Origin of the sequence: Macrococcus sp. S115 (assembly GCF_030067655.1) — a bacterium.
In the GTDB taxonomy this organism is placed as follows: Bacteria; Bacillota; Bacilli; order Staphylococcales; family Staphylococcaceae; genus Macrococcoides; species Macrococcoides psychrotolerans.
The window spans coordinates 200037-214074 of record NZ_JASJES010000001.1 but is presented as its reverse complement, the minus strand read 5'-3'; the positions used below and the strand labels follow the sequence as shown (position 1 = coordinate 214074).

Genomic DNA, 14038 nt, shown 5'->3' with positions numbered 1-14038 from the left:
AACATTTTAGAGTGTTAGTATTAATCTAAATAAATCACGTTAAGCTTTTAAATAAGTCCAGAGAGACTTATAAGGCGTCGAGAAAACCTCACGTCTATTTGGCGTGAGGTTTTTTTAGGAGGGACACTATGGATAAGCGTATTATTCTTGATGACAAGGCAATTGACCGCACGTTGACACGAATCGCACATGAAATATTAGAGAATAATAAAGGTGCACATGACCTTGTATTACTCGGTATTAGAACGCGTGGTATTTATCTGGCACAACGCATTCAGTCTAAAATTGAGAAGATTGATGGAATTACTGTGCCTACAGGTGTATTAGATGTAACACAATATCGTGATGATGTGACAGATCGTGTCTCACAGGACGTCGTTGCATATACGATTGATACAGATATGAATAATAGACATGTTGTCATCGTTGATGATGTGCTCTATACAGGGAGAACAGTGCGTGCCTCGCTTGATGCGATACTTGATCATGTACGTCCAAAACGTATCAGCTTAGCTACGTTAATAGATAGAGGGCATCGTGAACTTCCGATTCGTGCAGACTTTATCGGTAAGAATATTCCAACAGCATTAAGTGAAGAAATTGTTGTCATGCTGGATGAAGTTGACGACAAAACACAAGTATATATTAAGTAATCCTTTTAAATTGGTACGAGAGACCAGCAAAGGGTTTAAGTGATAACAGACACTTAAGTCTCTTTGCGTACGCAAAGAGACTTTTTTTATTATATGGAGGGATATTATGACAAACGAAGAAATTTATGAACGAACAGTTGAACCAATATTAGATGTGCATGAGAAACCGAAAGCAAGTGAGTGGTTACTCTTAAGTTCTCAGCACTTATTTGCAATGTTTGGTGCAACTGTACTTGTACCTTTTCTGACGGGGCTACCTGTATCAGCAGCGCTTATTGCTTCAGGATTAGGGACTTTGCTCTATATATTGATTACTAAAGGAAAGATTCCTGCATATCTTGGCTCAAGCTTTGCATTTATCACACCGATTATTGTGGGATTAAAAACACATAGTCTAGGTGAAATGTTGATGGCGCTTTTTATGAGTGGTCTGATGTATGTGATTATCGGAATAGTCATCAAGTTTGTAGGTGTGAACTGGCTGCTTAAATTACTGCCACCTGTTGTTGTCGGGCCTGTTATTATGGTCATCGGACTTGGACTAGCACCTGTAGCTGTAAACATGGCGATGTATACAAATAGTGGGACGATGGAAGGATATAGCATTAAATACTTATTTATTGCATTCGCAACACTCGTTACAGTGATTATCTTCTCGGTGCTCGTTCGAGGCTTCCTGTCAATCATTCCAGTACTCATTGGCATAATTGTCGGATATATCACAGCATTAGGTCTTGGGGTCGTAGATTTAAGTGGCATTCAAAAAGCAAAATGGTTCCAGCTTCCGGACGTACATGTTCCGTTCGTAAGCTATACACCGAGTATTGACTGGATGCTTGTTCTTATTATGCTGCCGATCGTCTTCGTAACAGTGAGTGAACACATCGGTCACCAGGTTGTGATCAATAAGATCGTCGGACATAACTTCTTCAAAGATCCGGGATTACATCGCAGCTTAATTGGAGACGGTGTCTCAACGATGCTCGCTTCAATTATCGGTGGACCACCGAGCACGACATATGGTGAGAACATCGGGGTGCTTGCGATTACACGTATCTATAGTATATGGGTCATCGGAGGGGCCGCAGCACTTGCCGTGATTCTTGGATTTGTAGGTAAGTTTACAGCCCTCGTATCAAGTATTCCGACACCAGTTATGGGTGGTGTCTCAATATTATTATTCGGGATTATCGCTTCAAGTGGCTTAAGAATGCTCGTCGAATCCAAAGTAGATTTTGGGGATAAGCGTAACTTAGTGATTGCTTCAGTCATATTAGTGCTGGGTATCGGTAAAGCACATCTTGACTTCAGTGTCGGTCAAATCAACTTGAACATCGAAGGCATGGCGCTCGCAGCACTGGCTGGAATATTACTCAATGCGATATTACCTGAATCAAAAGTACATGAAGACTATTAAGGGGTGGAATAATGAAACATCTGCATTCGATTACTGAACTTTCAAATGATGAAATTATGCACACGATTGAACGTGCAATAATGATTAAAAATGGTGAAATAAAACGCTATGAAAATATTTATACGGCAAATCTCTTCTTTGAAAATTCAACACGTACAAAATGCTCATTCGAGATGGCAGAGAGAAAGCTCGGCCTGCAAGTCATACCGTTTGAAACGAGTACTTCAAGTGTAACGAAAGGTGAAAGTCTGTATGATACTTGTAAGACGCTTGAGCGTATTGGGTGCGATGTGCTGGTAATCAGACATCCTGAGAATAATTATTACGAGCAGTTAAAGCGCCTTAACATACCGGTAGTCAACGGAGGAGATGGCAGCGGTCAGCATCCGACACAGTGTCTACTGGATTTGATGACCATCTATGAAGAATATGGAAAGTTTGAAGGATTGAAGATAATCATCTGTGGAGATATCTTAAACTCACGTGTCGCAAGAAGTAATTATCATGCGCTTTCTAGTCTAGGTGCACAAGTTAAATTTGTTGCACCTGAAATTTGGCAGGATCATTCATTGGATGCTGAATATGTCAGGATTGATGATGCGATTGAAGAGGTTGATGTCTGTATGCTGCTACGTGTGCAGCATGAACGTCATGACGAAGATGCTTCAAACTTTTCTCAAGTCAACTATAACAGGATGTATGGGTTAACAAGAGAAAGGTACGATAGATTGAAGGAGGATGCTATTATATTACATCCGGCCCCAGTGAATCGGGGTGTCGAGATTGATAGTGAACTTGTCGAAGCGCCGAAGTCACGTATATTTAAGCAGATGGAAAACGGTGTCTACACACGTATGAGTATTTTAAGTCAAGTCATTGAAAATAATCGATAGGAGTGTTGAATATGTCAACTTTATTAAGAGGCGGAAAAGTATTAGTTAATGATGAACTTGTTTCAAAGGATATTCGAATAGAAGACGGGAAAATAGTAGAGATGGGTGAAAAGTTAAACGTCTATAATTCAGAGATTATTGACCTTGACGGTAAGTTTGTAACGCAGGGCTTTGTTGATGTACATGTTCACCTGCGTGAACCTGGTGGTGAACATAAGGAGACGATTGAGACAGGCACACGTGCAGCAGCACGCGGTGGATTTACAACAGTCTGTCCGATGCCGAATACACGACCAGTTCCTGATAGTGTGGAACATATTGAAGCATTGAATCAATCGATTAAACAGAATGCGAAGGTGCGTGTGTTACCGTATGCATCTATCACCGAAAGACAACTTGGAAAAGACTTAGTGGATTTTAAGGCGCTAAAAGAACACGGTGCATTTGCTTTTACAGATGATGGTGTCGGTGTACAGACAGCATCCATCATGTATGAAGCGATGCAGCAGGCTGCACAACTTAATATGGCAATTGTTGCCCATTGTGAAGATAATTCACTCATTTACGGTGGTGCAATGCATGAAGGGAAAGTATCAAAAGCCCTTAATATTCCTGGTATTCCTTCAATTTGTGAAGCTGTACAGATTGCTCGAGATGTACTATTAGCTGAAGCAGCGGATTGTCACTATCATGTGTGCCACGTATCGAGTAAAGAAAGTGTGCGTGTCATACGTGACGCAAAGCGTGCAGGCATTAAAGTGACGGCAGAAGTGACGCCCCATCATCTATTACTGAATGAAACTGCAATTACAGAAGATGATGCGATTCTTAAGATGAACCCACCGCTTCGTAGTGAAGAGGACCATCAGACATTGATAGAGGCATTACTTGACGGCACAATCGACTTTATCGCAACAGATCATGCACCTCATGCTGCAGATGAGAAGGATCAGCCGATGATAAAAGCACCGTTTGGTATCGTTGGCAGTGAAACAGCATTTCCATTGTTATATACAAAATTCGTTAAAAATGGGGATTGGACATTAGGCCAGCTTATTGACTATTTAGCAGTAAAACCAGGTCAAGTGTTTGATTTACCATACGGCAGATCTTTAGAAGTTGGTAGTATTGCAGACATCGCAGTCATTGATCTCGACGAGGAATATGAAATTAAAGCTGAAGACTTCTTATCAAAGTCAAACAACACACCATTTATCGGAGAACGTGTCTACGGCAATGTGAAGCTAACACTTGTCGAAGGACAAATCGCTTATCAGGAGGGGCAACATGCGTAAACAAAGATATCTTGTATTAGAAGATGGCACTACATTTAAAGGATATAGATTTGGAAGTGACAAAGAGGTAGTAGGAGAAATCGTATTTAATACTGCGATGACAGGTTATCAGGAGACATTATCAGATCCGTCATATACAGGACAAATCATTACATTCACATATCCGTTAATCGGAAACTACGGTATTAACCGTGACGACTTCGAAACGTTAACCCCTTCTCTTAAAGGTATGGTTGTGCGTGAAGCATGTGATTTGCCGAGTAACTTCCGCAATATGGCGACACTCGATGAAACGTTAAAAAGCTATGATGTTCCGGGGATTGACGGTGTAGATACTAGAAAATTAACACGTATAATCCGTCAGCACGGGGTACTGAAAGCAGCCATTATCAATGAAGAAAGTAATATTGATGCAACAATTGAACGTTTGAAAGAAGAAACGCTACCTACAGATGAAGTTGCGCAAGTATCAACAAAAAGTGCATATGTGTCTACAGGTAACGATCTGCGTGTCGTGCTTATCGATTTCGGAAAGAAAGAAAACATTGTCCGTGAACTGAACTCACGTGGCTGTGATGTAACAGTAATGCCATATACGACAACAGCTGAGGAGATTATCAGGCTGAGACCGGACGGTGTAATGCTGTCGAACGGACCAGGGAATCCAGAAGTTGTAACTGAAGGAATCGAAATGATAAAAGGGATTTTAGGAAAAGTTCCATTCTTCGGTATATGTCTAGGACATCAGCTGTTCGCACTCGCAAGTGGTGCAACGACATTCAAGATGAAGTTTGGACATCGTGGTGCTAACCATCCAGTGAAAAACTTAGCGACAGGTAAGATTGAAATCACATCTCAAAATCATGGTTACGCGGTGGATCCGGAATCGATTAAAAACACGGGCCTTGAAATTACACATACAGCTTTAAACGATGGAACAGTAGAAGGGCTGAAGCATAAGTCATTACCTGCATTCTCGGTGCAGTATCACCCAGAAGCGTCACCAGGTCCTCATGATCCAAACTATTTATTTGATCAGTTTATCGACTTAATGAAAGAAAATAAGGAGCGTGTCACAAATGCCTAAACGTAATGATATCAAAACAATTCTCGTAATCGGTTCAGGGCCAATTATTATTGGACAAGCTGCAGAGTTTGACTATGCAGGTACTCAAGCATGTCTGGCATTAAAAGAAGAAGGATATAAAGTAATATTGGTGAACTCAAACCCTGCAACGATAATGACGGATACTGAAATTGCAGATAAGGTTTATATCGAACCCTTAACGTTAGACTTTGTCTCACGTATTATTCGTAAAGAGCAGCCAGATGCATTACTGCCGACACTTGGTGGACAGACAGGATTAAACATGGCGGTTCAGCTGCATGAAGCAGGAATTCTGGAAGAAAATAATGTTACGCTGCTTGGAACGAAATTATCTTCAATAGAACAAGCGGAAGACAGAGATTTATTCCGTAACTTAATGAATGAACTGAATGAACCTGTCCCTGAAAGTGATATCGTTAATACGGTTCAACAGGCGATTGATTTTGCGACAAGTATCGGTTATCCGGTAATCGTTCGTCCAGCATTCACGATGGGGGGAACAGGAGGCGGTATCTGTCACGATGAAAAAGAACTCGTTGAAATCGTGACAAATGGTCTGAAATATTCACCTGTGACACAATGTTTGATTGAGAAATCCATTGCAGGTTATAAAGAGATTGAATACGAAGTGATGCGTGACTCAAACGATAATGCCATCGTAGTATGTAATATGGAGAATATCGATCCAGTTGGAATTCATACAGGAGACTCGATCGTTGTCGCACCGAGTCAGACGTTAACAGACAAAGAATATCATATGTTACGTGACGTATCGTTGAAGATTATCCGTGCATTAGGGATAGAGGGTGGATGTAACGTACAGTTAGCACTGGATCCCCATTCATTCAATTACTACATTATAGAAGTAAACCCACGTGTATCACGTTCGTCAGCACTTGCATCTAAAGCTACAGGTTACCCGATTGCGAAACTTGCCGCGAAGATTGCTGTAGGGCTAACGCTTGATGAGATGATGAACCCAGTAACAGGTACAAGCTATGCTGCATTTGAACCAGCACTTGATTACGTTGTATCTAAGATTCCGCGTTTCCCATTCGATAAATTTGAAAAAGGTGAACGTGTGCTAGGTACGCAGATGAAAGCGACTGGTGAAGTTATGGCGATCGGACGAACATATGAAGAGTCATTGCTTAAAGCAATTCGTTCGTTAGAGTATGGTGTACATCACCTTGGATTACCAAACGGTGAAGACTTTGAACTTGATTTCATTAAACAGCGAATCGGTGAACAAGATGATGAGCGTCTCTTCTTCATCGGTGAAGCAATCCGTCGAGGTGTGACTTTAGAAGAGATTCATGAGATGACACAAATTGATTATTTCTTCTTAAATAAGTTCCAGCATATCATTGATATCGAGCATGACTTAAAGGACAATGTCGGTGATATCGATCACTTAATCTGGGCTAAGAAATACGGATTCAGTGATAAAGTGATTGCCCATCGCTGGAATATGACAGAAAAAGAAATCTATGATATCCGTCATGCAAACAATATTCTGCCTGTTTACAAAATGGTGGACACATGTGCATCTGAATTTGAATCGAATACGCCTTACTTCTATGGAACGTATGAAACGGAAAATGAATCTATTCGTTCTGATAAGAAGAAAGTTGTCGTGCTTGGATCTGGACCAATCCGTATCGGTCAAGGGGTAGAGTTTGACTATGCAACAGTGCATGCTGTATGGGCGATTCGTGAAGCGGGTTATGAAGCAATTATCATTAATAATAATCCTGAGACTGTTTCAACAGATTTCTCTATTTCAGATAAACTATACTTTGAACCTTTAACGGAAGAAGATGTGATGAACATCATTAACCTGGAGCAGCCAGAAGGCGTTGTAGTTCAGTTTGGTGGACAGACAGCAATTAACTTAGCTGAAAAACTTACGAAATATGGTGTGAAAGTATTAGGGACATCTTTAGAAAATTTAGACCGTGCCGAAGACCGTAAAGAATTTGAAGCGTTAATGCAGAGAATTGAAATTCCGCAGCCTCTGGGTAAAACTGCAACTTCTGTTGAAGAAGCAGTAGCAAATGCAGACTTTATCGGCTATCCTGTTCTTGTGCGTCCTTCATATGTACTCGGTGGACGTGCGATGGAAATTGTTTATAACGAAGAAGAACTGATCAATTATATGACGCAAGCTGTTAAAGCGAGTCCTGAGCATCCTGTATTAATCGATAGATATTTAACAGGTAAAGAAATTGAAGTTGATGCGATTTGTGATGGTGAAACGGTCGTAATTCCAGGCATTATGGAACATATCGAACGTGCAGGGGTTCACTCAGGTGACTCGATTGCGGTATATCCACCGCAAACATTAACTGAAAAGCAAATTGCGACGCTGGAAGACTATACGAAACGTTTAGCACATGGTTTAGAGATTAAAGGATTACTGAACATTCAATATGTTATTAGTAATGATGAAGTATTCGTGCTTGAAGTAAACCCACGCGCGAGCCGTACAGTACCATTCTTAAGTAAGATTACTGACGTACCGATGGCAAACTTAGCGATGAAAGCAATTTTAGGTGAATCGTTAATTTCTAAAGGTTACAAAGACGGACTTGTTCCTTACAAAGAAGGTGTTTATGTCAAAGCGCCGGTATTCAGCTTCTCTAAACTTAAAAATGTTGACATTACACTCGGACCTGAGATGAAATCTACAGGTGAAGTGATGGGTAAAGATATTACGTTAGAAAAAGCACTATATAAAGGGCTGGTTGCAAGTGGACTTCAAGTTAAGGATCACGGCACTGTGCTTATTACAGTTGCTGATAAAGATAAAGCAGAAGCACTAGGGCTTGCAAAACGTTTCCATGAAGTAGGGTACCGCATTATGGCAACGAGTGGTACAGCGAAGTTGCTTAAAGAAAATGATATTCCGGTTGTTGAAGTGAGTAAGATTGGTAGCGAATTTAACTTACTTGATGTTATTCGTGACGGACATGTCCAGATCGTCATCAATACAATGACGAAAGGGAAGCAAATTGAACGTGATGGCTTCCAGATTCGTCGTGATTCAGTTGATAACGGTGTACCATGTCTAACATCTCTTGATACAGCACGAGCATTACTTGAAGTCATTGAAAGCATGACATTTAATATGAATCAAATGTAGGGGGTCTATTGATGCAGGAAGAGATGCGAGTCGTTAAACAAACAAGTATCGCAAGAAATATATACGAAATCGTTTTACAAGGTGACATTACGAAAAACATGACAAAGCCGGGACAATTTGTGCATATGCGTGTTGGCAACAGTTCAGAGTTTATGCTGAGACGTCCAATTTCTATCTGCTCAGTAGATCAACAGGCACAGACTTTAACGTGTTTATATCGTGCTGAAGGAAAAGGTACAACGCAGTTATCACAACTGAAATCAGGTGATAGCGTAAATATATTAGCACCACTAGGGAATGGTTTTCCAGTAGAAGCTGCACAGAAAACAGCATTACTCATCGGTGGAGGTATCGGTGTACCACCATTATATGAATTATCTAAGCAACTCAATGCACGTGGCATTAAAACAATCCACGTGCTCGGCTTTCAGTCGGCTGAAGATATGTTTTATATTAAACAGTTTGAAGCGCTTGGTACGACGCATGTTGCGACAGTTGATGGGACATATGGTACGAAAGGTTTTGTAACAGATGTTATAAATGCGATACCGGTCGACTATGATACGTTCTATACATGTGGTCCAATCGTCATGATTAAGGCGATACAGGAGACGTTACCACATACGCCAGGTTTTGTTTCATTGGAAGAGCGTATGGGATGCGGTATCGGGGCATGTTATGCATGTGTATGTGAAGCGGATAATGAAGATGGCTACGTGAAGATTTGTACGGACGGCCCAGTATTTGAGAAAGGGGCACTTGCACTATGAGATTAAATATTGAACTACCAGGATTGAACTTAAAAAACCCGGTCATGCCTGCGAGTGGATGCTTTGCTTTCGGTAAAGAGTATGCACAGTTTATGGACTTAAATGAACTCGGTGCAATAATGATTAAAGCTGCGACACCAGAACGCAGATTCGGTAATCCGACGCCGCGTGTTGCAGAAACATCAAGTGGTATGATCAATGCGATAGGATTGCAGAATCCAGGTGTCGACCATATTATTCAGCATGAACTGAAGTGGCTGGAACAATTTGAAACACCCATCATCGCAAATGTTGCAGGTTCTAAAGTTGAAGATTACGTTGAAGTTGCAGAGAAGATTTCAAAGGCTCCGAATGTGTGTGCACTTGAACTTAATATTTCATGTCCGAACGTTAAGGAGGGCGGTATACAGTTCGGGACTGATCCTGACACTGCGAAGGAATTAACGCGTAAAGTTAAAGCAGTATCAAGTGTTCCAATATACGTCAAGCTTTCTCCAAATGTTACAAACATTGTAGAGATGGCGAGTGCAGTTGCTGAATATGCCGATGGTATTACGATGATTAACACATTAGTAGGGTTAAGGATCAATGAAAGAACGGGTGTTCCGATTATTTCTAACGTAATCGGAGGATTAAGTGGCCCTGCTGTTAAACCAGTTGCGATGCGTATGGTTTATGAAGTGCGTCGCGCATTGCCGAATATTCCGATTATCGCTATGGGTGGCATTACAGAAGCACAGGACGTTATCGACTATATTTCAGTTGGTGCAGATGCCGTCGCTGTTGGTACAGCAAACTTCCAGAATCCGACAGTTTGTAAAGATATCATTGATGCATTGCCAGGTCTTTTAGATAAATTGGGTGCTAATCATATTCATGAATTAAAAGGACGTACACAGGAGGCAGTGAAATGACAAAACCCATTATAGCTTTAGACTTTAAAGATATGGAAGCCGTAAGAATATTTTTAAAGCCGTTCAATGAATCATTATTTGTTAAAGTAGGGATGGAACTTTATTTACAGAATGGCCCGGATATCATAAAAGAAATTCGTAATCAAGGTCATGAGATCTTTCTGGACTTAAAGTTGCATGATATTCCGAATACAGTTGGTCAGGCAATGAAAGGATTAGGAAATCTAGATATTCAGATGGTGAATGTACATGCTGCTGGCGGCTCCATCATGATGCAGCGTGCCTTAGAAGGGTTACGTGATAGCGGTAGCAATGCATCTCTGATTGCAGTGACACAGCTGACAAGTACTTCCGAACTCATGATGCAGCAGGAGCAGAACATTCAGTCTTCCATTAATGACAGTATTTTAAACTATGCAACGTTAGCACAGAAGTCTGGACTTGATGGTGTCGTATGTTCGGCAAATGAAAGTGCAATGATTAGAGAGGTACTTGGTGATGCATTTCTGAAAGTAACGCCGGGTATTCGTACACCTGAAGATGCAAAAGGCGATCAAGTACGCATTGCAACGCCTGAATTTGCGAAATTGAATGGTGCAACACATATCGTTGTCGGGCGTTCAATTACACAAGATACAAATCCAGTCGCAAAATATCATCAAATAAAGAAAGCGTGGGAAACAGATGTTAAATAAAGAAATCGCAAAAGCATTGCTAGAAATTGAAGCAGTATCATTACAACCGAATGATATGTTTACCTGGTCCTCAGGAATTAAAAGTCCGATATACTGTGATAATCGATTAACAATGAGTTATCCTGCGGTACGAGATCAGATTGCTGAAGGTTTAAAGTCTTTGATTGAAACACATTTCAGTGATGTAGAGGTATTAGCAGGAACAGCGACTGCAGGTATTCCACATGCAGCATTTACTGCACAGAAGATGAACTTACCGATGAGTTACGTGCGCTCATCCAGTAAAAAACATGGTAAAGGGAATCAGATTGAAGGCCGTGTATTAGAAGGGCAGAAGGTTGTTGTCGTAGAAGATTTAATTTCTACTGGGGGATCAGCGATTGAAGCAGCGGATGCATTAAAAGCGCATGGTGCGGATGTATTAGGCATCGTTGCAATATTTACATACGGATTAAGCAAAGGGAAAGAAAGATTAGCACAAGCAGGATATCCATACTATACGCTTTCTGATTTCGATAGTCTCGTTGAGGTTGCAAGTGAGACAGGGAAGATTGAACAAAGTGATATTGAAGGATTAATTAACTGGCGTGATAACTTATAAGCAAAAAGAAACTGTTTAATGTATACTATCATTAAACAGTTTTTATTTTTTTGAGGTGAGAGAATGGGCAAATGGGACCACATTAATAAGTTTATTAAAGAAGATGACGATAGAAAGAACGTTGTCAACGATTCATTGGACCAGCAACATGTAAAGACCAGCAAAAGAAAACAGGTAATCGCACAAGTAAAGCAACCGATTAAAGAATTTGATTACCATATCGATTCTTTCTTGAACTATGCTTACCGCTCATTTGTCATGCCGAATAAAATAATAGATAACAGCAAAAGTAGTAAATATTTTTATTTTGCGGTTAGTAACTACTGTATCTTCTTGTGTATGCTCTATCTGCTTGGTGCATTTCACCTACGTACGTTTAATAATCTGGAAGGCATTAATTATGTAGTCAGTGGGGGTACATTTGCTTTAATCGCTATTCTAATGACGTATTTAATTCAGATGCTTGCTTTAAATCGGAGTAATAACTTCTATAAAGTATTTGTAGATACGATCAGCTACTATACGCTGTACAATTTCTTTATGCTTATCGAGCTGCTTTGTGTGTATCTACGCCCAGAATTCGTCATGATCATCTATACGATAAGATTTTTAATTATTATGACAGTGCCGATCAAACTCTTCTTTACATATAAAGAGATGAACAAGATAGAGATTGATGTCTTCCCGTTGCATATTCTATATATCATCATTATGGTGAGCTATATTTATATTACTAGAGACATGCCATGGCTGAACTTCTTTAAGTTTGTTCCTTCTGTGTAAATAAAGTACTAAATAAGCACTTGAAGCCTCTGAGGTTTCAAGTGCTTATTTAGTAATTAATTGAAGAAAGCCTGGTTCATTTCTTCTGCAAGTGATGCGATATCATCTGTAATCATTGATATGTATAGCTTGATTTTCGGCTCAGTACCTGATGGACGTAGTGCAATCCATCCATTCTCAAAATGAAACTTTAGCACATCAGCTTTCGGGAGCTCAATCTTTGTTTCAGAACCATCAGCATAAGAAGTCTGTGCAAGATAATCATCAACACGGATAACTTTTTGACCTGCTATTTCAGAAGGGAATTGGGCACGGCTTTCACTCATTATCTTTTCGATATGTGCTTTGCCTTCTTGGCCTTCAAAGGTGTGGGAGAATAATTTCTCCTGATAATGACCATATTTAGAATAAATGTCATTCATCTGGTCTACAATTGTACGCTGTTCATTCTTGAGCTCACTTGCCAGTTTGATAATGAGCGGGACGATTTGAACAGCATCTTTATCACGTACAAATGGACCGGCCATATAACCGTAGCTTTCCTCATAGCCAAATATATAGTTATACGCTAAAGAAGATTCAAATTGAGCAATCTTCTCTGCTATAAATTTAAAACCTGTTAAGACGTCAAACATTTTTACATTGTTTGCTTCAGCAATCTTGCGGCCAAGGTCACTCGTTACTATGGATTTTACTGCAGCACGATTTTCAGTCGTTTTAGTAGACTGAATACGATAGTGGAGGAGTAAAGCGCCTATTTGATTCCCATTGAAATAATGAAATTTGCCATCTACATATGCAACGATTCCCATACGATCCGCATCCGGATCTGTCGCAATCAGTAGATCTGCATTTGAGGCTTTCGCGTAATTGACAGCCAAATCAAATGCGTCATGATCTTCTGGATTCGCAGATTTTACAGATGTAAAATCGCCATCTGGAATCGCCTGTTCCTTAACCACTTCATATTGCGTAAAGTTAAGTGCATCTAATAGTTCAGGTATGATCGGTACACTTGTACCATGCAAACTTGTAAAAACGACTTTAAGATCAGATGCCGGGATATCTTCGACGAGTGAAATAACTTCCGATTTATAGGCGTTGATTATGCTATCATCTAAATATTCAATCCTGCTGTGTGCTAGCAGTTCAGCTTTACTTGTAGAGTTAAGTGCAAATACATCATCAATATCATCGATAAAAGCACTTACCTTTTGTGAAGCTTCAAGCGCTAGCTGTCCGCCATCTGGACCATAGATCTTAATCCCGTTATATTCAGGTGGATTGTGGCTTGCAGTTATCATTACGCCTGCATCGGTCTTTAGGTGACGCACAGCAAAAGACAATTCAGGTGTCGTATGATATCTGTCGAAGATATATGTCTTAACATTATGGTGACCTAATACTTCAGCAATTGCATCACAGAATTCCGGCGAGAAATGTCTCGTATCGTATGCGATGACCACGCTCGGTTCTGCTTTAAGTTCAATGAGATACTGTGCAAGGCCTGTTGCTACTTTCTGCACCGTGTATTTATTCAGACGGTTCGGTCCAAGTCCAATCTTACCTCGAATACCAGCTGTACCAAAAGATAAATTGCCTACATAACCCTCTTGCTTATCCTGTTCAGATAACTTTTCATAAGCTTCAATACTGATTAAACTATCATCGATATGTGCTTCCCATGTACTTTGATTTGTCAAATGTTCCATCTCCTTATATAGATTAACTTCATTAAATCATGAATTGTATACGCCGACCACT

12 protein-coding genes are annotated in these 14038 nt (G+C 40.2%); 11 read left to right on the top strand and 1 reads right to left on the bottom strand.

The window, feature by feature from the left end:
• The first annotated feature begins 128 nt into the window (after positions 1 to 128).
• The 11 genes from pyrR to QNJ52_RS01025 all read left to right on the top strand — a co-directional run bounded on the left by pyrR (position 129) and on the right by QNJ52_RS01025 (position 12274).
• Positions 129 to 653, top strand: a complete 525-nt coding sequence (pyrR, locus tag QNJ52_RS01075; RefSeq protein ID WP_133418592.1) for a bifunctional pyr operon transcriptional regulator/uracil phosphoribosyltransferase PyrR — start codon at positions 129 to 131, stop codon at positions 651 to 653.
• A 106-nt stretch (positions 654 to 759) separates the two neighbouring features.
• A complete protein-coding gene (locus tag QNJ52_RS01070) occupies positions 760 to 2070 on the top strand; it encodes a uracil-xanthine permease family protein (protein WP_219494523.1) in 1311 nt (436 codons plus the stop codon).
• An 11-nt stretch (positions 2071 to 2081) separates the two neighbouring features.
• Entirely contained in the window at positions 2082 to 2963 is an 882-nt protein-coding gene (locus QNJ52_RS01065) for an aspartate carbamoyltransferase catalytic subunit (protein WP_219494524.1), read from the top strand.
• Between the two features lie 11 nt (positions 2964 to 2974).
• On the top strand, positions 2975 to 4258 hold the full coding sequence (locus QNJ52_RS01060; RefSeq protein ID WP_283721644.1) for a dihydroorotase: 1284 nt from the start codon (positions 2975 to 2977) through the stop codon (positions 4256 to 4258).
• A complete protein-coding gene (gene carA, locus QNJ52_RS01055; protein ID WP_283721643.1) occupies positions 4251 to 5345 on the top strand; it encodes a glutamine-hydrolyzing carbamoyl-phosphate synthase small subunit in 1095 nt (364 codons plus the stop codon). The genes QNJ52_RS01060 and carA overlap by 8 nt, the downstream gene beginning before the upstream one ends.
• Complete coding sequence (gene carB, locus QNJ52_RS01050; protein ID WP_219494531.1) at positions 5338 to 8511, top strand: carbamoyl-phosphate synthase large subunit; 3174 nt, start codon at positions 5338 to 5340, stop codon at positions 8509 to 8511. The genes carA and carB overlap by 8 nt, the downstream gene beginning before the upstream one ends.
• Before the next feature lie 11 nt (positions 8512 to 8522).
• A complete protein-coding gene (locus QNJ52_RS01045) occupies positions 8523 to 9281 on the top strand; it encodes a dihydroorotate dehydrogenase electron transfer subunit (protein ID WP_219494533.1) in 759 nt (252 codons plus the stop codon).
• Positions 9278 to 10195 carry a dihydroorotate dehydrogenase gene (locus QNJ52_RS01040; RefSeq protein WP_219494534.1) on the top strand — a complete coding sequence of 306 codons (918 nt, stop codon included), beginning with the start codon at positions 9278 to 9280 and terminating at the stop codon, positions 10193 to 10195. Before QNJ52_RS01045 ends, QNJ52_RS01040 begins: the two co-directional genes overlap by 4 nt.
• A complete protein-coding gene (gene pyrF / locus QNJ52_RS01035) occupies positions 10192 to 10890 on the top strand; it encodes an orotidine-5'-phosphate decarboxylase (protein WP_219494536.1) in 699 nt (232 codons plus the stop codon). Before QNJ52_RS01040 ends, pyrF begins: the two co-directional genes overlap by 4 nt.
• Positions 10880 to 11491 carry an orotate phosphoribosyltransferase gene (pyrE, locus tag QNJ52_RS01030; RefSeq protein ID WP_101044320.1) on the top strand — a complete coding sequence of 204 codons (612 nt, stop codon included), beginning with the start codon at positions 10880 to 10882 and terminating at the stop codon, positions 11489 to 11491. The genes pyrF and pyrE overlap by 11 nt, the downstream gene beginning before the upstream one ends.
• Before the next feature lie 63 nt (positions 11492 to 11554).
• Complete coding sequence (locus QNJ52_RS01025) at positions 11555 to 12274, top strand: hypothetical protein (RefSeq protein ID WP_219494540.1); 720 nt, start codon at positions 11555 to 11557, stop codon at positions 12272 to 12274.
• A 56-nt stretch (positions 12275 to 12330) separates the two neighbouring features.
• On the opposite strand, the gene QNJ52_RS01020 is transcribed toward QNJ52_RS01025, so the two are convergent.
• On the bottom strand, positions 12331 to 13977 hold the full coding sequence (locus QNJ52_RS01020) for a phospho-sugar mutase (protein WP_241427495.1): 1647 nt from the start codon (positions 13975 to 13977) through the stop codon (positions 12331 to 12333).
• Positions 13978 to 14038: the final 61 nt, after the last annotated feature.

Bases quoted from the DNA above. Each gene is read 5' to 3' on its own strand.
- QNJ52_RS01025 (WP_219494540.1), top strand. From the start codon at position 11,555: ATGGGCAAATGGGACCACATTAATAAGTTTATTAAAGAAGATGACGAT.
- QNJ52_RS01040 (WP_219494534.1), top strand. From the start codon at position 9,278: ATGAGATTAAATATTGAACTACCAGGATTGAACTTAAAAAACCCGGTC.
- pyrF (WP_219494536.1), top strand. From the start codon at position 10,192: ATGACAAAACCCATTATAGCTTTAGACTTTAAAGATATGGAAGCCGTA.
- QNJ52_RS01045 (WP_219494533.1), top strand. From the start codon at position 8,523: ATGCAGGAAGAGATGCGAGTCGTTAAACAAACAAGTATCGCAAGAAAT.
- QNJ52_RS01060 (WP_283721644.1), top strand. From the start codon at position 2,975: ATGTCAACTTTATTAAGAGGCGGAAAAGTATTAGTTAATGATGAACTT.
- carB (WP_219494531.1), top strand. From the start codon at position 5,338: ATGCCTAAACGTAATGATATCAAAACAATTCTCGTAATCGGTTCAGGG.
- QNJ52_RS01065 (WP_219494524.1), top strand. From the start codon at position 2,082: ATGAAACATCTGCATTCGATTACTGAACTTTCAAATGATGAAATTATG.
- pyrR (WP_133418592.1), top strand. From the start codon at position 129: ATGGATAAGCGTATTATTCTTGATGACAAGGCAATTGACCGCACGTTG.
- pyrE (WP_101044320.1), top strand. From the start codon at position 10,880: ATGTTAAATAAAGAAATCGCAAAAGCATTGCTAGAAATTGAAGCAGTA.
- QNJ52_RS01070 (WP_219494523.1), top strand. From the start codon at position 760: ATGACAAACGAAGAAATTTATGAACGAACAGTTGAACCAATATTAGAT.
- carA (WP_283721643.1), top strand. From the start codon at position 4,251: ATGCGTAAACAAAGATATCTTGTATTAGAAGATGGCACTACATTTAAA.